Here is a 21,471-nt window from a genome sequence, read left to right on the forward strand (position 1 = left end):
AGTTCAGCAAAGAAGTCACGATACTAACTTTCGTTTTGCAGTACCACTTCCGCCTCTTTCGCTGGCTTTTTTACCCAAAGTGCATAGGCGATAGTCAGTAATACTAACCAAACAACGCCGACATATAATGCAATTCGTGTCGATTCAAAATACCCCAAGACACCAAAGACAAATACCATAAATGCGATAGCTAAAATAGGAGCGACAGGCCACATAGGTACAGGGAATTTTAATTGGCCAATTTCTTCTGGCGACATTTTTTTACGCATTGCAAACTGCGACAGTAAAATCATCAACCATACCCAAATCGTTGCGAACGTCGCAATTGACGCAATCACCACAAACACATCGTCAGGGATGACATAGTTCAATACCACACCCACCAGCAATACCGCGACCATCACTAATACCGTCATCCAAGGCACACCATTTTTTGTCAGCTTAGTAAAGGCTTTCGGTGCTTGTCCTTCATGTGCCATGCCATACATCATACGCCCAGCACCAAAGATATCGCTGTTAATTGCCGAAATTGCCGCAGTGATCACCACAATATTTAAGATATTCGCCGCAGATTGAATACCTAAGCTATCGAAAATTTGCACAAACGGGCTACCTTGCTGCCCAATTTGGTTCCATGGGTAAATACACATCAAGACAAATAAAGTCATAACATAAAACAGTAAGATACGAATTGGTACTGCATTAATCGCTCTTGGAATCGTGGTTTCAGGGTTTTTCGCTTCACTCGCTGTAATACCAATAACTTCAATACCTCCGAACGCAAACATCACCACTGCAAAGGACGCAATCACCCCACCAATACCATTTGGCATAAATCCATCGTGAATAAATAAGTTCGATACCCCAACTGCATGGTCAGCCGCTTGGCCAAAACCAAACATCATTATGGCGGCACCACCAACAATCATCGCAATAATCGCGATAACTTTAATGATTGACAGCCAAAACTCCATTTCGCCGAAGGTTTTCACATGGCATAGGTTTATTGCACCAATAAAGAAAATAATGCTCAACACCCAGATCCACTGTGCAACCTCAGGAAACCACAGCTTCATATATACACCAAATGCCGTCACGTCTGCCAAGCAAACAATGAGCATTTCAAAAACATAAGTCCAACCCGCAAAAAAACCGGCTCTCGCCCCTAAATAATGGCTGGCGTACTGTGAGAACGACCCCGCAAGTGGTCGATGGACCGCCATTTCACCCAGTGCTCTCATGACCATAAATACAGCGGCACCGCCGATAATATAAGCGAGTAATACCGCAGGCCCAGCGGTTTCTATTGCTTTAGCTGAACCATAAAATAAACCTGTACCAATCGCAGAACCTAAAGCCATAAATCGAATGTGACGCGCAGAAAGCCCTCGCGCAAGTTGTGATGTGCTTTGCATGATTTATCCTTCGTATTATTTTATTGTCGTGCAGATAAATACTTCAGGCGGCCAGTACATTGCCGGCCACCTTTTATTTGCTTGATAAACTAGTTAGGGAAAACAGCGCCAGCCTTGAACAGCGCAGACAGTTTATATTGGTTAATTAAATTAATTGCCGCTTCGATATCAGGGGCAAAATAACGGTCTTTATCATAGTAAGCCACTTGGTCACGCAATGTTTTACGTGCCTTCTCCAAGGTTTCGCTCGACTTCAAACCTTCACGGAAATCCATTCCCTGACACGCTGAAAGCCATTCAATAGCTAAAATACCTGTGACATTTTTTGCCATTTCCCATAAACGACGACCCGCCGCTGGCGCCATCGACACGTGGTCTTCTTGATTGGCTGATGTCGGCAGGCTATCAACACTCGAAGGGTGGGCTAATGCTTTGTTTTCACTGGCTAATGCAGCCGCGGTGACTTGAGCTATCATAAATCCTGAGTTAACCCCCCCGTTATTCACTAAGAAAGGTGGCAACTGTGACATGTGGGTATCCATCAGTAATGCAATGCGGCGTTCGGATAGCGCACCGATTTCTGCTAATGCCAACGCAATATTATCGGCTGCCATAGCGACAGGCTCTGCATGGAAGTTACCGCCTGAAATAATATCGCCATTATCAGTAAAGACTAACGGGTTATCCGACACAGCATTCGATTCAATTAATATCACTTCAGCTGCTTGGCGAATTTGGGTTAAACAAGCGCCCATCACTTGCGGCTGACAACGTAATGAATAAGGATCTTGCACTTTTACACAGTTTTCATGAGACTTCGCCAATTCACTGGTCGGTGATAAAACATCACGGAACATCGCCGCAACATCAATTTGCCCTTTTTGCCCTCGAACTTCTTGCACTCGAGCATCGAAGGGTTTGCGAGAGCCCAATGTGGCTTCAACGCTAAGCGCACCACAAACAATGCCAGATAGCAGCAATTTTTCTGCCTCAAATAACCCTTTCAACGCGAAAGCCGTCGATGTTTGCGTGCCGTTTAATAACGCTAAACCTTCTTTGGCTTCCAATTTTAGTGGCGCTAACCCTGCTTTTTCTAACGCTTTTTTCGCTGAAATCCATTTGCCTTCGTAACGCGCCTTTCCTTCTCCTAACAGAATTAAACTCATATGAGCCAATGGCGCTAAGTCTCCAGAAGCCCCCACTGACCCCTTCGCAGGAATAAATGGATAAACTTGCGCATTTACTAATGCAATCAAAGCATTAATGACTTCAAGGCGGATCCCTGAAAAACCACGCGCTAAGCTATTAATTTTGAGAACCATGATTAAGCGCACGAGGTCATCATCTAACGGTTCACCCACACCAGCAGCGTGAGACATCACAATAGAGCGTTGTAATGATTGTAAATCTTTAGTCGCAATACGCGTATTAGCAAGTAAACCAAAGCCGGTATTGATACCATAAGCGGTTCTATCTTCTTCAATAATTTTATTGACCGTCGCAACACTTTTCTCGATAGCACCGTGAGCGCGTTTATCTAATGCCACTGTTACCGATTGTTGGAAAACAATACGCAGGTCTTCGAGTGTCATTTTTCCTGGGTGAATAGTTAACTTAGTCATTAATGGCACTCCTTAACGTGTTTTAATCATCGGTAAATTAAGATTTTTTTCCTGCGCACATGCGATAGCAATGTCATAGCCTGCATCGGCATGGCGCATGACACCAGTTGCAGGGTCATTGTGCAGTACTCGGGCAATGCGCTCTGCTGCTTCATCCGTTCCATCACACACAATTACCACGCCAGAGTGCTGAGAGAAGCCCATACCTACGCCACCACCGTGATGTAAAGACACCCACGTTGCCCCGCTGGCTGTATTTAATAACGCATTAAGTAATGGCCAGTCTGAAACTGCATCAGAACCATCTTTCATTGATTCTGTTTCACGATTTGGGCTGGCTACTGAACCTGAATCTAAGTGATCACGACCGATAACAATCGGCGCTGAAACCTCACCGCTTCTTACCATCTCATTGAATGCTAAACCTAATTTAGCGCGATCCCCAAGACCAACCCAGCAAATACGCGCTGGCAAACCTTGGAAACTAATACGTTCACGAGCCATATCCAACCAGCGATGCAAGTGTTTATCATCCGGCAGTAACTCTTTCACTTTCGCATCTGTTTTATAGATATCTTCAGGATCTCCTGATAACGCAACCCAGCGGAATGGACCAACACCGCGACAAAATAGCGGGCGGATATAAGCAGGTACAAAACCGGGGAAATCAAACGCATTTTCTACGCCCATTTCCAGAGCCATTTGACGGATATTATTTCCATAATCAAAGGTGGGAATGCCTTGCTGTTTAAATGCCAGCATCGCTTTAACATGTTCAGCCATAGATTTTTTTGCAGCCAATACAGTGGCTTGCGGGTCTTGAACACTGCGTTCACGGTACTCTTCCCAGCTCATACCAATGGGTAAGTAACCATTCAAAGGGTCATGAGCACTTGTCTGATCGGTCACCATATCTGGTTTTACCCCACGTTTGACAAGCTCAGGAAGAATTTCAGCGGCATTGGCGCATAGTGCAATAGAAATGGCTTTTCCTTCCGATGTGTATTTTTTCAGACGCGCTAACGCATCATCAAGGTCAGCCGCTTGTTCATCCACATAGTGAGTTCTTAAACGGAAATCAATACGGCTTTGTTGGCACTCAATGTTCAATGAACAGGCACCCGCCAGTGTGGCAGCAAGAGGTTGGGCTCCCCCCATTCCACCAAGCCCTGCTGTTAATACCCAACGCCCAGTTAAATCACCGTTAAAGTGCTGGCGAGCGGCTTCCACAAAGGTTTCATACGTTCCTTGAACAATGCCTTGGCTACCGATATAGATCCAGCTACCTGCGGTCATTTGCCCATACATGGCAAGACCTTTCGCATCTAATTCATTGAAATGCTCCCAATTTGCCCAATGTGGTACGAGATTTGAATTGGCGATTAAAACACGTGGCGCATTTTCATGGGTTTTGAAAACACCGACAGGCTTACCTGACTGAACCAGCAGCGTTTCATCGCTCTCAAGCTGCTTCAGGGACTCGACAATTTGGTCATAGCATTGCCAATTACGTGCTGCTCGCCCAATACCGCCATATACCACTAATTCATGAGGGTTTTCTGCAACATCAGGGTCAAGGTTATTCATTAACATGCGTAATGGAGCTTCTGTCAGCCAACTTTTGGCATTTAATGTATTCCCTCTCGGTGCCCTAATTTCGATATTTCGATATTTATTATTCAGTGCTGTCACTTGTATACCCTCTTTTATCTGTCCATTAGCTACCTTTTCTTGTTCCTATAGATATAGTTGTATATACATGTACGATCAATTAATCTTTTAACATAAAGATTAAAAAAATATGATATAAAAATATTTTTAGTCAAATAAAACAATGAAATAAATAAATTATCTGATATTTTGCTGTATTTTCTTTATTCTAAATCTGCTTGCCAGATCACATTTGATTTACAATAAATTCACACAAAATAGGTAGAGAAGGCATACACTCGATATGATAAGCGGAAAATATGTTTTATATCATTCCGCCCATGCTTTGACGTGGTGAAAAAAACTTATGACGTGAAACTGCCTTTCAGCTTATAACGGTGACCCGGGAACAATAATTTTGTACTTGTCACCGTAAAGGACTGAGACCAAGTACGTCTTGTAATTAACAAGCAAGATGCACCTGTATTAATTTGCAATAACCTCGCGGAACGTTCATCTGCCTCCACTGCCTCCACAATATGCTCCCCTTGTGTTAAAGGAGCCACTTGAGACAAATAATCATGTGGTGTAATCGATAAAAAATTTTGCTGTAAGTAATCCGGAGCTGCTAACGCATTGACATATCGGTCTTCAATTTGAACAGGGACATCATTCTCTAAATGGACAATAATCGAATGGAACACCATGGTATCTGGGCTGATATTTAACTCATTTGCCAGCGCGGGCGACGCTTGAATTTCTTCGAGCTTAATTATCCTGCAGCTGTATTTGTGGTTTCTTGCTAGTATTTCCGCTTCAATACTGTGTATTTCAAATAGTGCAGATTGCCCTTTTGGCTCAGCCACAAAGGTTCCCACACCTTGCAAGCGAACCAATAACCCTTCAGCGGTTAATTCACGTAGTGCCCGGTTAGCAGTCATTCGACTACATTGAAACTGTGTCACGAGCTCAGACTCGGATGGAATACGGTCATTTGCTTGCCATTCTGCGGTGTGGATCTTTTCAATTATCGATTGTTTCACTTGCAAATATAGCGGGAGTGGTGTCCCTTGTTTATCCTTTTTATCGGCTGTCACAGTCATTTCCAATTTAATGATTAAAATCTTAAGTATTAATATGCTATTCGTTGAATAGCATACAACACGACCTTAGTGCTATCGGACATTTTTTATCCTGACAGTCGCGAATAAAAACATCATGCTTAATTATTAAGCATTAACATAATTAAATGATGCAATTTTAATAAAAACAAACAAAAAACAGCAAATTTTTAGGGTAAAAAGCGGCAAACAACCTCATTCACCGCTATTCATTATTGTTATGGTTAGAACTGCAGCCCACCCATTTCAGCCGTTACGATGGGTAATTTTGCCTTCATGTACTCTGATGAACAGTGGGTTACTCCCTTGTTCATAAATCATTTCTACAGGCTCTTGCGCATTCCACACAACAAAATCCGCAACAAAACCCACTTTTAATTGCCCATGGCTATTTTCGCGGCCTAACGCCTTCGCAGCGTTACGTGTCACCCCTGCCCATATCTCTTCAGGTGTCAGCTTAAATAATACGGCCGCCATATTCATAATAATACGCAATGAGGCAAAAGGGCTGGTACCTGGGTTAAAATCTGTTGAGACCGCCATAGGAACGTCATGTTCCCGTAACAGCTCAATTGGTGGTAGTTTGGTTTCCCGTAAAAAATAAAATGCCCCCGGCAATAAGACGGCTACGGTTCCGCTCGCTTTAAGTGCTTTAATCCCTTCTAGGTCCAAATATTCAATATGGTCAACCGACAAACCTTTGTAGCGGGCAACCAACTCGCTGCCACCTAAGTTTGATAACTGCTCCACATGCCCTTTTACTGGGATCCCTAACTTCTGAGCCGCTGAAAATAACTTTTCACTTTGAGCAAGGGAAAATCCCACACTTTCACAAAAAACATCTACTGCCTCAAACAGGCCTTTTTCCCATAATTCAGGCATGATTTTTTGGCAAATCAAATCAATATATTCATCAGGTTTATCTTTATATTCAGCGGGGACGGTGTGAGCAGAAAGTAAAGTTGAACTGACTGAAATAGGATATTGTGCAGATAACTGCTTTGCGACTAATAATTGTTTTTCTTCATTTTCATAGTCGAGCCCATAGCCTGATTTCATTTCAATACTTGTGACACCTTCTTGAATTAATGCTTCGAGCCTTTGCTTTGCCCGATCAAATAATTCGTTCTCGCTCATTTTGCGGGTTTCACGCACAGTCGAATTAATTCCGCCACCTTGCGCACTAATAGTTTCATAAGAAACCCCATTCATTCGCTGTTCCCATTCAGAAGCTCGGTCGCCGCCAAAAACTAAATGTGTATGGCAATCGATTAATCCAGGAGTTATTAATTTACCTTCGACATCAATAACTTCGCAGTCATTCAATTCAATGTCTTGAGTAGGAACAATTGCAACTATTTTATTATCACGAATAACTAAATCATGGTGATTAATCAGTCCATAAGGGGCTGATAGTACTGGATCCATAGTGGCAATACGGCCATTACGCCAAACGACATCCCGAGAGTGTGTTTTGAATACCATCGCTTTTCCTATTGTTATTGAATTCAGTTTTATTCATTGCATTAATAAATCGTATAGATATGTATATACAATTAGACTAGCAAGCCCCCTTTTGTCAATGCTTACCTGTAAAAAGGTTATAAATATGTTACTTCACACGAACAATCTGCGATTATCACCATTCATCAAAAATGAGTTACACTACCAACCAGAAAAATTAATCACAAAAATATATTAGTAAAATTATGAAGAAAAAATTTGGTCTAGAAGATGAAGATGTTCGTCTTTTCAAAGAAGCCATTAATGGAGCAAAAAAAATCCGTCAGGACCAAGTCCTGCACGCACCTGTCCGCGCCAAAGTGACACAACCATCCAATAAAAAAATCATACAGGAACAGGTTGACGCCTCTTTTTATTTTTCAGATGAATTTCAACCTCAACTTGAAAATGAAGGCCCAACGCGTTATTTAAGGCCTGATGCTAACCCTTATGAATTAAAAAAACTTCGCCGCGGCGACTACGCTCCGGAGTTGTTTTTAGATTTACATGGCTTAACACAAATGGAAGCAAAGCAAGAAATTGGCGCGCTTATTGCGGCCTGTAAGCGTGAAAATGTCTATTGCGCCTGCATTATGCACGGCCATGGTAAACATGTTTTAAAGCAGCAAACACCACTCTGGCTTGCCCAACATCCTGATATTATTGCTTTTCACCAAGCACCTAAAGAATGGGGCGGTAATGCAGCCTTATTGCTGCTTATAGAAACTGCTGAGAGCGCTCGCCGCTAAGCGCTCATGTTGTTCTGTATTATTTAGCAAATAGCAATTGAGATGGGCTCAACATCCATTCAAACTGACTTTTTTGATGAGCCACATCAATATCAACACATGCCACTGTTGATGTCGTGAACATTGGTGGTTCTTTATGTGGGCACAACTCCGACACTAAATAGCCAACCAGTGGCAAATGAGATACAACCAATATCGCATTTGCGCCTAGCACAGCAACATCCCGAATATGGTCAGCCACAAATGCGGCATTCCCTCCTGGCGTTAATTGCCCTAAAACTTCCGACTTTGCTGGCAAATCAAGGTGCTGGCTCACAACTTGCCGAGTTTGTTCTGCTCTTAAATAGGGGCTCACTAATACCGAATCAATTTTAATACCTTGATTCTGTAGCCATTGAGCCATCAATACTGACTCGTCTTTTCCCTTTTGTGTCAATGGGCGCTCAGCATCGCTAGGCGCGTGTATCGCTGCATCACCGTGACGCATAATATAAACTTGCATAATCCACCATCTGAGTAACCTACCTGATTAAGGCGGTTATTCTTTTGTTGTTAAGCTAATTGTTGTAAAAGTAACCATCAGTTGGGGTGAAATGTGATTCTGCATGAAATGATCAACAAAGAAAATGATTTGAGTAAATTTTTGTGTATGTTTTTTTAGCAGGCCATGTCGCATGTTAAATTTTAGTATTTATTATCAATTAGTTAAATTTAATATAATGATTTATTCTAATCATACGAGCTTTACGTAAAAAAGCCTGATAACCAAAAATATGTTTGGTATCAGGCATTGATTGGTTTTATTGAACAAAGCAACAAACAGTTAATAGGCTAGCTCACCACGCCATTATTGTTCATTACTTGGTTTTATTACATCAACCCCACCTTCTACATTGGCAGAAAAAAAGGTTCGATTATTCTCTGCCATGTCACATAGCAATTCACAAGGCTGGAATTTATCACCATATTTCACGGCGAGGTTATTCAGAGTTTCCACCGTTTTTGCAATCCCTAGGCTATCCATATACCTAAACGGACCACCAAAGAAGGGCGGGAAACCGATACCAAATACCGCTCCCACATCCCCATCACGAGCATTTCTAATGATGTTTTCATCAAGGCAGCGGGCAGCTTCGTTAAGCATCATCATGACACAGCGCTGTGCAATATCCGCTTTAGTCAGTTTATTGTTGGGAACCACTTCAATTAGTGAATAAATGGTTTTATCAACTTGACGTTTACTGGCTTTTTTCCAAAACCACAACTTATTGGTGTGATGACCATATTCATAAAAACCTTTGCCGTTTTTCTTACCTTTACGGTCATCTTTAACCACTTTGTCGAGGATATCAGGCGCCTTAAAACGCTCGCCAAAACGTTCAACTAAAATCGGTAAAATTTTTGTTCCTACATCAATGCCCACTTCATCTAACAAATTAAATGGCCCAACAGGGAAGCCAAATTCAACTAAAGCGCGATCAATGTGTTCAATTGATTCACCTTCAACAAGGCATTGCGCGGCTTCACATAAAAATGGCGCTAAAATGCGATTGACATAAAAGCCTGCATCATCCCCGACAACAATCGCTGTTTTACCTTGGCGTTTCGCTAAAGTAACCACTGTCGCAATTGTAGTTTCATCTGTTTGTTGGTGAGGGATCACTTCAACTAAAGGCATTTTATCGACGGGACTAAAATAGTGTAAGCCAATCACTCTTTCGGGATGAGTCGCTTTCTGTGCAATTTGGTGAATAGGTAAAGATGATGTATTAGAAGCAAAAATGACTTTCTGTTTCGACATTTTCTCAACTTCAGCAACCATTTTTTGTTTCAGTGCTAGATCTTCAAATACCGCTTCAATAACAATATCTGCATTTTCAAGCCCTTGATAATTTAATGTGCCTGATACCTTAGCCATAACAGCTGCACGTTCTCGGGCTAATAACCGCCGCTTGAGAACTCGCTGAGTCAGTAGATCCCAGCTATAGCGCAAGGCTTGTGTGACACCTTTGTCTGAAATATCTTTTATGCGGACAGGTAATTTACCTTGAAAAGCGGTGACATAAGCAATTCCTCCCCCCATCAACCCGCCGCCAAGTACACCAACTTGATCAATTTTCAATGGTGTTGCTTGTGCCCCCGTTTCATTTTTTAATGCAGTAACCGCAAAAAATAAATTACGTAATGCAGCAGACTCTGGTGTCATCACGAGCTCACCAAAAGCTTTCGCTTCTTCCGTATAGCCTGCTTGCAAACCTTTATTCATGCCGGTTTTCACAACATGAATAATTTTTTCTGGGGCTGGATAATGGCCTTTAGTTTTGCTTAGTGTTTTTTGTTTGGCACTCTCAAACACTTTATTACGTAGTAATTTGCTGCTTAATAAACGCTGTTGCCAATGGATAGCGGGACGCTGAACACCCCCTTTTTTCACCATTTTCACCGCAACGTCGAGTAAAATAGGCTCAGGAACCACATCATCAACCAACCCTATTTTCAGCGCCTGTTTAGCTTTTAGCTGGCGGCCTGTCAGCATTAAATCCAATGCATGCGGAATACCAATCAACCGAGGTAAACGCTGAGTTCCCCCGGAGCCAGGTAATAACCCCAATTGTACTTCAGGCAAGCCTAATTTGGTTTTATCATCATTGGAACAAACCCGCGCATGACATGCCAAAGCAAGTTCTAGCCCACCCCCTAAACACGCACCATGTATCGCAGCAATAATGGGCAATGGGTAGTTATCGATTTTATCAAACAGTACGTGACCTGCTTTTGACAGCTCACTGGCTTGGGATTTATTTTCACAGCCTGCTATCATGCTAATATCAGCGCCTGCAATAAAATTGTCTTTTTTTCCTGAGGTAATAACTAGCCCTTTCAAACCTGAGGTAGACTGCGCTTGTTGTAAAATCGCCAGGAATTGCTCCGCAAACTGCGCTTTTAGTGTATTTACTTTTTCATTGGGGACATCAATGAAGATCACCCCCACATTTTCGTCATAAATTTCTAAGCTAAAGGCCTGTTGTGTTTTTTCTCTTGTAACTTCTATAGCAGAATTTTGAGCCATTATTCCACCTCTAAAATCATTGCTGCACCTAAACCACCCGCAGCACAAGCTGTCGTTAACCCAAACCCACCACCGCGTCTACGTAACTCATTTAGGGTTTGTGTCACCATTCGTGCGCCTGTCGCCGCAAATGGGTGCCCATAAGCAATAGAACCGCCTAAGACATTAAATTTTTCCATATCCACTTCGCCAATTGCGTGATCCATTCCCAGTTTCTCTTGAGCGAATTTACGGCTACCAAACATGTGTAAATTAGCAAGAGTTTGTGCAGCAAAGGCCTCATGCATGTCAATCAGGGATAAGTCTTGCAACAATAACCCTGCTCGTTTTAAAGCGAGTGGTGTGGCATAAGAAGGCCCTAATAGCATATCTTCCCATACGTCTATCGCGGAAAACGCATAACTTCGAATATAACCAAGCGGTGTATAACCCAACGATTTTGCTCGAGATTCTGTCATCATCAACACCGCAGCGGCACCATCCGTCAACGGCGTGCTATTTGCTGCAGTAACGCTACCGTGCTTGCGGTCAAATGCAGGTTTTAATTTCGCATAAGATGACAAGACTGAGTTTGTACGCACATTGTTATCTTGGGAAAATGCTTGCTTAAAGGGAGGCATATAGGTAGTCATAACTTCATCATTTAAAACGCCATTTTCCCACGCTTTTGCCGCTAACATATGCGAACGATGAGCGAGTTCATCTTGCTGGGCTCGGCTGATCTGATAACTTTTCGCCATTTGCTCCGCGGTATCCCCCATGCGTAGCCCCGTAGAGTATTCCGCAACACCCGGTGCGACAGGCGCTAAATCCTTCAAGCGTAATTTCGTTAACAGTGATAATTTTTGCCCAACAGACTTTGCTTTACTTAAAGCTAACAATGTCTCTGCCAATTTTTTTGATACGCCAATAGGAAGCACAGAAGATGAATCCGCCCCGCCAGCAATACCGATAGAAATATCACCTACCATCATACTTTGTGCAACATTAACAATTGCTTGAAAACTCGTCGCACACGCTCGGGATACACTATAAGCATCCGTTGAGACGCTCATACCTGTTCCGAGAACAATTTCCCTCGCAATATTAGGCGCTTCGGGCATTTGTACCACTTGGCCAAATACCAGTTGCTCAATCAGGTTTTTGTCTAAATCACTACGGGCTAATAACTCAGCAACTACCGCTTTACCTAAATCGACTGCTGGAATTCCTGCATATGCCGTAGATTGCTTTGCAAAAGGCAAGCGTAGACCACTGACAATGGCGATCCTTTCATTTGTTTTATCTGTATTTTCACCATGGTGGAGATGTTGATTCATGGTCGCTCCTGCTAAAGCAAAAATGAAAATTATAGTTAACTAACTCACTAACCGGATAAAGAGGTCTGACCTGTAATGATTGTTAACATAAAATTCACAATTATCAATGGGTATTAATAAAAAATGCGAGCAGGTACGCAACTTAGAGTAAAAACGCAACAAATTGCAGTAAGGGAAAATGAGGGGATGAAGGAAGCCTTTTATCACTGAGTGTTAATCAGACCACCGTTTTAGCGATAAAAGGCAAATCAGAGCAAATTCAAACGTTTGATTAACGAAGGCCTAATTGAAAAATTAAGCTTTCTGCTTCACAGCTAAAACTAAATTCAGCCGTCAGCTCAGCACCACCCTCTACAGGCTTAATAGAATGGGTTATTACACAAGGATCAGACTCAACAGATTTTGCTTTTTCTGTGAGTGTTTTCAGCATGGTTTCAGCTTCACCTTGTGTAGCAAAAACATGCTGATACGACGCAGTACAGTCTTTATTATCCAATACTGTTCCCACATCTACACAGCAGCAGGCTGCGGTTTCATCCGCGCTACAACGGTTAATCGCATCAGTCATTTTACTCTCCAAATAAACAAACTGTTAAGTCGCTATCATAACGCTGAAAAAGTGCTAAAAACTAGTGTGTATCAAAATATATCGCTAATAATTAAACATAAGTTTGATCTTACCCCGTATTCGCATACTTATTGTTCTCAACTTATCCGCTTATGTTGCCATTTTGTTAAATATGTCGCATTTTTGAAAACAATATCACAATAATAGCAAAACAAGCTTGCAACATATCAGGTGGTCAGACCTATACTCTAGTAACTGGTCTGATTTGTCATAACGGCAAGGGACCCTACAATTCTGCGCTTCTTGCGATAGAAGTCGCTTTATTCAAAATAAAACATAAGAGGGTTTTGGTCATGAGCCAGAAAAACCTGTTCTCTAGATCAGCTTTAGCAATAGCAGTGGCAATTGTATCATCCAACGCAGGCGCGGCTGGTTTTTTGCTTAATGAATATTCTACATCCGCACTGGGACGCGCGTTTTCGGGAGCTGGTGCGATGGGCGACAACGCAAGTGAGGGAAGCCGAAACCCTGCTGCCATGATGTTGTTTGATCGCCCTTCTCTTTCTATTGGTGCCGTTTATATTGACCCAAGTGTTGATATTAAAGGCCGCGATAATAGTGCTTTTACTTCCAATGATATTGCTCCAAGCGCAGTTGTACCTAATGCCCATTTCATTTTCCCAATTAATGATAAGTGGGCTGTTGGTACATCAATGACCACCAACTTTGGCTTAGCAACTGATTTCCCTAAAGATTATGCTGGTGGGCCTGTTGGTGGTAAGACTGATTTAAAAACCGTTAACTTAAATTTGAGCGGTGCATATCGTTTCAATGATAATTTCAGTTTTGGTTTAGGCGTTAACGCTGTCTATGCAGATGCCGAAATAACGCGTCATATGGGAGTTGGAGCCTCACAAATCCCACCATTCTTAGGCGTGACGCCAAGCACAACTGCAGCCAAGCTTAAAGGTGATGACTGGGGATACGGTTGGAATACCGGTATCTTATATGAATTTAATCAAGACAACCGTTTAAGCTTCACTTACCGTTCGAAAGTTAAAGTTAAGTTTGAAGATGGTAAATTCTCAAACGACCTTCCAGCAATGGTTGGCGGGCTAAATGGTTCTAGTGTTAAAGGTAAACTTGATCTTAACTTACCAGATATCTGGGAATTTTCCGGTTACCATAAAGTGGCACCTAAATGGGCTCTTCACTACAGTGCTTCCTATACTGGCTGGAGTACATTTAAAGATTTAACTGCCTATCAAAAAAGTGATGGCAAAGAGCTATTCCATAAACCAGAGCACTTTAAGGATGCATGGCGTTTAGCACTGGGTACGACCTATTTCTATGATGAGAATTGGACTTTCCGCACAGGTATTGCTTACGATGAAAGCCCTGTACCTGCCAAATACCGTTCAATTTCCATTCCTGACCAAGACCGTTACTGGTTAAGTGCAGGTACCACTTATGCCTTTAATGAAAATGCCTCTGTTGATGTTGGTATTGCTTACATGCATGGCAAAAAAGTCAATATTAATGAGAGACTAAAAGAAGACGATCCAACCACGATGACAAGCTTCAAATCTGAAGGCTCCGCTTGGTTATACGGCGTGAACTTCAACTACGCATTCTAATTAATTGAGTTTTTAAATATCAGGGAGTGCTTTCTCCCTGATATTATTTTCGATTTCAACTTTCCCATCCCACTAATTTTCAAAACTTAACATAAATTTTCTTGACCCTAACCCACATCATATGTAAATTAAATGTTAAACATATAATTCACTTTATCATTTCTTTATAAAATAGATACAACCTCACTTTTGAGATAATTCGTTTTATATTTCATTAAATTATAATTCATTCTCTGAATGTTCTTATTTGCAAGTACAACCCAATAGCATAATTTATACTGATGATATCCACTAATATGTATGGCTTTTCATCAAACTGTATTAATCACGCTATATTCTATTATTGGCTACGGCCGTGAAGGCATGTAAAAGAGGCAACAATGACAAAAACTTAGGAGGTTTTATGGGAACACTGTTTACTGTCGGTTTTATTGGTGTATTAGGGGTAATCGCCCTAATTGACACTATCTCTCAACGAGGAAAAAGAGACAATGATTAGCTTTTTATTTATCACTCTCTAGTATCATTCGTATACAAGAGAGTGATAAACCTTCCAAAACAATTCAATTTACTAATCTATCGAATCAAGCTGGTCTTCAATCGCTGCCGCATTTGGATTTTCTGTTGCTTTTAACGCGCCACCACTTGATAAGAAATCATTACGTTGGAAATAGGCTTCTCGCATCATTAAGTACGGGTCTGAAGAGTTTTTCAGCAATCCATCTGAATCTAATAGCCTTGCTCGGGTTTCAATTCCTTCCAGTGCCCACTTACCTGCTGACATCCAGAATGTGAGATAACTTAGCATTGGATATAAATCATCAACTAAATCACCACCTTGTTCCCTTGGTGTTGCACTGCCATATCCCGGTAGCACCACATAGGGACCATAGCCCACGTCGTAATAACCCAAGGTATTACCAAAGCGTTTGGGTTCTTCCTTAACTAGCTGAGGATTGGCCATTGATGCCACATCAATCAAGCCACCCATACCAAAGACGGTATTAAGGAAAAAGCGGTTAAAATGTTTGAAACCTTGAGTCACTTCACCACGTAGGAAGCTATTTAACATACTTGCAGGTTCTTCAAGGTTAACGAAAAAATTGGTTAATCCATTACGAGCAGGCATCGGGACATAATCATTCCAAGCAACCGCTACAGGCCTCAAGACATAAGGGTCAAGGACGTTATAGTTGAAATTAAACATTGCTCGGTTGAACCCTTCTAAAGGGTCTGAACGCTCATGTGTTTCTGGGTCAATGCTACTTGCACAACCTGCAATCAGCACCCCTGCCAGAAAAACACCCGTCATGCGAAACTTCATAACATTTCTCCATTCCCTGCACCGTCCTACTACGGTACTTTCCACTGTAATAACTGTTTTGCTTATAGTAAGGCTAAAAAAAGAATTATGTTAATCCTTTTGAGTTATTTGATTATCATAAAGGCTAATTATAAGCCAATTAATCATATTCTTATTATAAGAAAATTGAACAATTAGTACAAAACAGAAATGTTCCCTCACTCAACTTTAAAAATGATAACCCCCTATTTTCGAATAAAAAACAGTCAAAAAAATATTTATGGTAGATAAATTCGATTATTTGCCCGTAACAACTTGATTCAATTAGGTCTGAACAGTAAAATGCCTTCGCTGTCGCAATTATGACGCCAAAAGTCCCCTTAGTTAAATGGATATAACGAGCCCCTCCTAAGGGCTAGTTGCAGGTTCGATTCCTGCAGGGGACACCATGCCTAACTCTCCCGAAGTCTACCTAACTCAATAAAAATCCTTTCTAATCAATTAAATCTCTTTATTTAAGCATTATGAAGTCAATCGGCTTCTACCCAATAAAACCTAAATCAACTTATAATTGGAGGCTTAATAAATAGGGGCTCATCCTGTTCAATAAAAAATCAGGCCCTCAATGCTACTTAATGCACGTCAAGTAGATACAGCTAAGCCTAGAGAAAAAGCCTATAAGATGGCTGATTGAGACGAGTTATACCTGCAAGTCATTATTAACGGTTCAAAATACTGGTGAATGAAATACCCATTTGCAGGAAAAGAGAAAAAAATATCATTTGGAGCCCTTCGCAGAGATCTCACCATTCTCCTTATTAATCAGCCTTGAAACTTCAGCAACATATTCTTCTTTTAAAGCTTTACGCAAGCTTGATGTATTTACCTTTTCATCCTCACATCAAAATAGCGTTTTAGATTGATGACAACCCAATTTTTGCGTTTGTCATCAAATGGCCGTGGCTGTTTTGCAATATCCCTTTTTTACTGCGGTCGTAATAATGCTCGATGTCACGCATTTCTATCAAAGATCATTAAAAGTGATGATTTTTCATAAGGCTCATCAATTCCTTTTAATAAAGTAATTTTCTATTCAAAATTAGGGTTCCCACACAACAAACGAGTAAATATTCTTATGAATTACTCTGTAACAACTTGAAATAAAGTGTTACAAAAAGGTTTAATTGACACAGAATAATCACAATCATAAGAAAAAAATCCATTACATATTGATATTATTGGTTTTTAAAATTACAAAACTAAGATAACTCAAAAAAATACATTAATTTGCATTCACATTTATTGATAAGAAAAGTTGATTTATTTACTTGGTGAAGATATAAATAAAATAATTACATAAGTTAAATATATCAAATTCAATTGTAACTATTTAACAATATACAAGAAATATACCTGTTAAAATTCAAGGAAATTCACTCATGTCAGATAGCTTTCAAAATGAAGTCCCTAAAGCGCGGGTTAATATTAAATTAGATCTGCACACGGGGGGGACTCAGAAAAAAGTCGAGTTACCCCTGAAGCTGTTAGCGGTTGGTGATTATAGTCATGGGCAAGATGATCGTGCGCTATCTGAACGTGAAAAAGTAAATATCAATAAAAATAACTTTGACAGCGTCCTCAATGAATTCTCACCGTCAGTCAATCTAACGGTTAAAAACACCTTAGCAGGGGATGGAAGTGAAGAAAGTGTCGCATTAACGTTTAAAAACATGGCGGACTTTGAACCCGAGCAAGTGGCTCGTCAAATCCCACAACTGCGCGCAATGTTAGCCATGCGTAATCTGCTACGCGACCTAAAATCTAATCTCCTCGATAACGCCACGTTTCGCCGTGAATTGGAAAATATCCTTAAGGATCCAACACTCAGTGATGAACTGCGCGAAGAGCTAGCCCAACTTGCACCGAAGAAAGATTAATTTGGATTACTAAAGGATTATGCTGATGTCTGTAAAAACTGAATCAACCCAAGGTGCAACAACTGTACTTGATGATACGTCTAATCATGGTGTTTATGCTTCTTTATTTGAAAAAATTAATTTAACCCCTGTTGCTACAATTAGTGATATTAATGAATTCCAAGATAATACTGCACTAGCGGATGCAACTGCGGATGAACGTGTCACGGTTGCTGTTCAAGTCTTTTTAGACCGTTTAAAATCATCCGGTCAAAAAGTGGAACGTTTAGACCGCAACTTACTTGATCATCATATTGCTGAACTTGATAATCAAATTAGTCAACAACTTGACGAAGTGATGCACCATCAAGACTTCCAAAAAGTTGAATCTACTTGGCGTGGTTTAAAATTCCTCGTTGATCGCACTGATTTTCGTCAAAACGTCAAAATTGAGCTACTGGATATCGCCAAAGATGACCTACGCCAAGATTTCGAAGATAGCCCAGAAATTATCCAAAGTGGCCTTTACCACCATACCTACATTGCGGAATATGACACTCCAGGTGGTGAGCCTATTGCAGCGATGATTTCTAACTATGAATTCGATCGCAGCCCTCAAGATATCGCCTTATTACGTAGTATCTCTAAAGTCTCCGCATCTGCCCATATGCCATTTATTGGCTCTGTTGGACCAAAATTCTTTGGTAAAGAAACCATGGAAGAAGTGGCTGCAATCAAAGATATTGGTAACTACTTTGACCGTGCAGAATACATCAAATGGAAAGCCTTCCGTGACTCGGATGATGCCCGTTATATTGGTTTAACCATGCCGCGTGTATTGGGTCGCCTACCTTATGGTCCAGATACTGTACCTGTTCGTAGCTTCAATTACGTCGAAGAAGTAAAAGGGCCAGATCACGAGAAATATTTGTGGACGAATGCCACATTTGCCTTTGCTGCTAATATGGTAAAAAGCTTTATCAATAATGGCTGGTGTGTGCAAATTCGTGGCCCGCAAGCAGGTGGCGCAGTGAAAGATTTACCTATTCATTTATTTGATTTAGGAACAGGTAGTCAGGTCAAAATCCCATCTGAGGTGATGATCCCAGAAACCCGCGAGTTTGAGTTTGCGAATCTTGGTTTTATCCCGCTGTCTTACTACAAAAATCGTGATTATTCCTGTTTCTTTTCTGCCAACTCAGCCCAGAAGCCAGCACTGTATGACACCGCCGATGCGACAGCAAACAGTCGAATCAACGCCCGCTTGCCCTATATTTTCCTATTATCTCGTATCGCACATTACTTGAAACTGATCCAACGTGAAAACATTGGTACCACCAAAGATAGACGCCTTCTTGAATTAGAACTCAACAACTGGGTGCGTGGTTTAGTGACTGAAATGACCGATCCGGGGGATGATTTACAAGCCTCTCATCCTTTACGCGATGCAAAAGTGGTTGTCGAAGATATTGAAGATAACCCTGGCTTCTTCCGCGTGAAACTGTATGCCGTCCCACACTTCCAAGTCGAAGGTATGGATGTTGATTTATCGTTAGTTTCACAAATGCCTAAAGCCAAAGCCTAACGGTTCATAAAGGTCATTCAGGATGAAAATCTACCGTCCCCTATGGACAGACGGGGCCTTTTTGGCCCCTCAGCAATTTCAACAACAAGCCCGCTGGGACAACCATGTCGCTGAAGTCGTTGCTCAAATGGGTATTGCCTCAACGTGGGGGGTGATTAGCGCGGAATTTGATGCCAGTGCTTTAACCTTATCTCGCGTTAGCGCACAAAAAATGGTTGTGCGTTTCCATGATGGTACACTTATTGACACTACTCTGGCTGATGCGCTTCCTCCGGTGTTATCCCTTGCTGACTACGCAGACCGCCAGTCATTAGACATCGTTTTAGCATTACCTTTAATGCTAGCAAATGGTGGCAACTTAGCCTCTGAAGCGGGCACTGATCGCCCTCGTCGATTTAGTCAAGAGTGGGTTAAAGTTCAAGATCTGCTCGGACATGAGGAAACGGATATTGCCGTATTGCGTCATGTGGCAACGCTACGTTTTGCACATGATGAGAATGAAGCCTATATGACCTGTCCGGTTGCACGGCTTATCCGCAACGCTCAAGGGATGTGGGAATTCGACAACCGTTTTATTCCCCCCTTGCTTGCTTGTCAGGGTAGCCTTGAATTACGTTCATTACTCTCTGAGTTTATGCATAGATTAGTGGCTAAACGCCGCCGTTTAATGGCTCTACGTCGCGAAAGTAATGAAAAAATGGCCGACTTTGTCGTTGCTGATGTCTCATTATTTTGGCTATTGAATTCACTAAACAGCGCTGAACCCGTACTCAATGAACTCGGGTCTGCATTACATCGTCATCCTGAATTACTCTATCGAGAACTTGCTCGTTTAGCAGGGAGCTTATTAACATTCTCTTTAGAACATAAATTGGAAGATATTCCACTATACAAACATGAGCAGCCTGAGCAGGTTTTTCCACCGCTTTTTTCTTTATTAAATACGCTACTTGAAGCCAGCTTACCTTCGCGTGTTATCAGTATTGAATTAGTAAAAGAAGGTCCTTTCTGGAAAGGGCAGCTTCATGATGGCCGCTTACGTGAAGAGGCGGATTTCTATTTATCCGTTCGCTCATCTTTACCTGCTCATCTGCTTATTGCTCAGTTTCCTTTACTGTGCAAAGCAGGTAGTCGTGATGATGTTGCCGATGTGGTCAATGTGGCACTCAATGGTATCCCCTTAAAACCACTCAACCATGTACCAACCGCGGTTCCACTTCGTTTAGAGAATCAATATTTTGCGCTAGATATTGAAACACCTGCAGGTCAAGCCATGCTCTCTTCAGGGCAATGTGCTTTCTATGTTCCAAGCACGTTAGGTGACATTCAATTAGAGCTATTTGCGGTACTTCGCTCATGAACAATACAACATCGCACCATACTATCGATATGATCTTCGCTCAAACTTGGTTGATGGTTTGTCAATTACATCAAGGCACTGCCATCACTCAAGGTGATAGTTTTTATCGTCGCGTTTGCCAACTCATTGATGAAACACGCCAAAAATTGCTCGAACATGGCTACCCCGAATCAGCCATTGAACATATGCAATATGCCCAATGTGCGCTAATTGATGAAAGCGTGATGAATCGCCAGCACCAAGATGATGGGTACAACACTTGGATCCAATCTCCTTTGCAAGCCCGCTACTTCAATACATTAGAAGCGGGAGACAAACTTTGGGATCGCCTACGCGGTATTTTAAATGAAACCGCGCCTAATCCTGACGTTTTGCTCTGTTTTCATCGTGTGCTTACGCTCGGGTTTGTCGGTAAGTTTCGTCAAAAAGAAGCGCCAGAACGTGAGCGGATCGTCGCTCAACTGAATGTTCAACTTCCGGACTATCTGGTCACTTCAGAATTACCTCTCGTCGTAAAACCTAAATTACGGTTTAGCCGTCGCAGACTTTACTGGTTTGGTTGGATAGGCGGCATTCTCATACTCGCCGCCATGTGGTGGGGGCTCAGTGCTTCGCTAGAACATTTACTACAACAGTGGATGACACAAGGATAG

The 21,471-nt window shown here is 41.6% G+C and carries 16 protein-coding genes, 1 tRNA gene and 1 pseudogene; 8 read left to right on the forward strand and 10 right to left on the reverse strand.

The window, feature by feature from the left end; translation table 11 throughout:
* Positions 1 to 23: 23 nt before the first annotated feature.
* From PSF28_RS13720 to hutI, 5 genes are all read right to left on the reverse strand, one after another.
* On the reverse strand, positions 24 to 1,415 hold the full coding sequence (locus PSF28_RS13720; protein ID WP_272685198.1) for an amino acid permease: 1,392 nt from the start codon (positions 1,413 to 1,415) through the stop codon (positions 24 to 26).
* Between the two features lie 89 nt (positions 1,416 to 1,504).
* On the reverse strand, positions 1,505 to 3,037 hold the full coding sequence (hutH, locus tag PSF28_RS13725) for a histidine ammonia-lyase (protein ID WP_109911528.1): 1,533 nt from the start codon (positions 3,035 to 3,037) through the stop codon (positions 1,505 to 1,507).
* Positions 3,038 to 3,049: 12 nt separating this feature from the next.
* Positions 3,050 to 4,729 (reverse strand): urocanate hydratase, encoded by a 1,680-nt coding sequence (gene hutU / locus PSF28_RS13730; RefSeq protein ID WP_272683803.1) that lies wholly within the window; start codon positions 4,727 to 4,729, stop codon positions 3,050 to 3,052.
* A 323-nt stretch (positions 4,730 to 5,052) separates the two neighbouring features.
* Positions 5,053 to 5,790 carry a histidine utilization repressor gene (gene hutC / locus PSF28_RS13735; protein WP_210836383.1) on the reverse strand — a complete coding sequence of 246 codons (738 nt, stop codon included), beginning with the start codon at positions 5,788 to 5,790 and terminating at the stop codon, positions 5,053 to 5,055.
* Between the two features lie 264 nt (positions 5,791 to 6,054).
* Entirely contained in the window at positions 6,055 to 7,293 is a 1,239-nt protein-coding gene (gene hutI, locus PSF28_RS13740) for an imidazolonepropionase (RefSeq protein WP_272685199.1), read from the reverse strand.
* A 224-nt stretch (positions 7,294 to 7,517) separates the two neighbouring features.
* On the opposite strand from hutI, the gene smrB reads away from it, so the two are divergent.
* Entirely contained in the window at positions 7,518 to 8,060 is a 543-nt protein-coding gene (smrB, locus tag PSF28_RS13745) for an endonuclease SmrB (RefSeq protein ID WP_210836373.1), read from the forward strand.
* A 19-nt stretch (positions 8,061 to 8,079) separates the two neighbouring features.
* Here the strand turns inward: smrB and sixA are convergent, their stop codons facing one another.
* The 4 genes from sixA to PSF28_RS13765 form a co-directional block, all read right to left on the reverse strand.
* Entirely contained in the window at positions 8,080 to 8,562 is a 483-nt protein-coding gene (gene sixA / locus PSF28_RS13750) for a phosphohistidine phosphatase SixA (protein WP_272685200.1), read from the reverse strand.
* A gap of 345 nt (positions 8,563 to 8,907) precedes the next feature.
* Positions 8,908 to 11,130 (reverse strand): fatty acid oxidation complex subunit alpha FadJ, encoded by a 2,223-nt coding sequence (fadJ, locus tag PSF28_RS13755; protein WP_272685201.1) that lies wholly within the window; start codon positions 11,128 to 11,130, stop codon positions 8,908 to 8,910.
* The gene (fadI, locus tag PSF28_RS13760; RefSeq protein ID WP_210836366.1) at positions 11,130 to 12,449 is read right to left on the reverse strand and encodes an acetyl-CoA C-acyltransferase FadI; all 1,320 of its coding nucleotides are present in this window, start codon (positions 12,447 to 12,449) and stop codon (positions 11,130 to 11,132) included. The genes fadJ and fadI overlap by 1 nt, the downstream gene beginning before the upstream one ends.
* A gap of 271 nt (positions 12,450 to 12,720) precedes the next feature.
* Positions 12,721 to 13,017 carry a YfcZ/YiiS family protein gene (locus PSF28_RS13765; protein ID WP_210836365.1) on the reverse strand — a complete coding sequence of 99 codons (297 nt, stop codon included), beginning with the start codon at positions 13,015 to 13,017 and terminating at the stop codon, positions 12,721 to 12,723.
* A 353-nt stretch (positions 13,018 to 13,370) separates the two neighbouring features.
* Here PSF28_RS13765 and fadL point away from each other — a divergent pair, with 353 nt between their 5' ends.
* Positions 13,371 to 14,654 (forward strand): long-chain fatty acid transporter FadL, encoded by a 1,284-nt coding sequence (fadL, locus tag PSF28_RS13770; protein ID WP_210836363.1) that lies wholly within the window; start codon positions 13,371 to 13,373, stop codon positions 14,652 to 14,654.
* A 571-nt stretch (positions 14,655 to 15,225) separates the two neighbouring features.
* Here fadL and mlaA read toward each other — a convergent pair.
* A complete protein-coding gene (gene mlaA / locus PSF28_RS13775; protein ID WP_004912414.1) occupies positions 15,226 to 15,978 on the reverse strand; it encodes a phospholipid-binding lipoprotein MlaA in 753 nt (250 codons plus the stop codon).
* A 353-nt stretch (positions 15,979 to 16,331) separates the two neighbouring features.
* Here mlaA and PSF28_RS13780 point away from each other — a divergent pair.
* The 6 genes and pseudogenes from PSF28_RS13780 to tssL all read left to right on the forward strand — a co-directional run bounded on the left by PSF28_RS13780 (position 16,332) and on the right by tssL (position 21,471).
* A tRNA-Arg gene (locus PSF28_RS13780) sits at positions 16,332 to 16,406 on the forward strand.
* Positions 16,407 to 16,582: 176 nt separating this feature from the next.
* Positions 16,583 to 16,696: pseudogene (locus PSF28_RS13785) on the forward strand (Arm DNA-binding domain-containing protein); the annotation flags it as partial.
* Between the two features lie 700 nt (positions 16,697 to 17,396).
* Positions 17,397 to 17,894, forward strand: a complete 498-nt coding sequence (gene tssB, locus PSF28_RS13790) for a type VI secretion system contractile sheath small subunit (protein ID WP_210836361.1) — start codon at positions 17,397 to 17,399, stop codon at positions 17,892 to 17,894.
* Between the two features lie 19 nt (positions 17,895 to 17,913).
* On the forward strand, positions 17,914 to 19,458 hold the full coding sequence (gene tssC / locus PSF28_RS13795; RefSeq protein ID WP_210836360.1) for a type VI secretion system contractile sheath large subunit: 1,545 nt from the start codon (positions 17,914 to 17,916) through the stop codon (positions 19,456 to 19,458).
* Positions 19,459 to 19,480: 22 nt separating this feature from the next.
* Positions 19,481 to 20,818, forward strand: coding sequence for a type VI secretion system baseplate subunit TssK (tssK, locus tag PSF28_RS13800; RefSeq protein ID WP_210836358.1), 1,338 nt, complete (start codon positions 19,481 to 19,483; stop codon positions 20,816 to 20,818).
* Entirely contained in the window at positions 20,815 to 21,471 is a 657-nt protein-coding gene (gene tssL / locus PSF28_RS13805) for a type VI secretion system protein TssL, short form (protein ID WP_210836355.1), read from the forward strand. Before tssK ends, tssL begins: the two co-directional genes overlap by 4 nt.

Source organism: Providencia sp. PROV130 (genome assembly GCF_028482225.1).
GTDB classification, from domain to species: Bacteria; Pseudomonadota; Gammaproteobacteria; order Enterobacterales; family Enterobacteriaceae; genus Providencia; species Providencia rettgeri.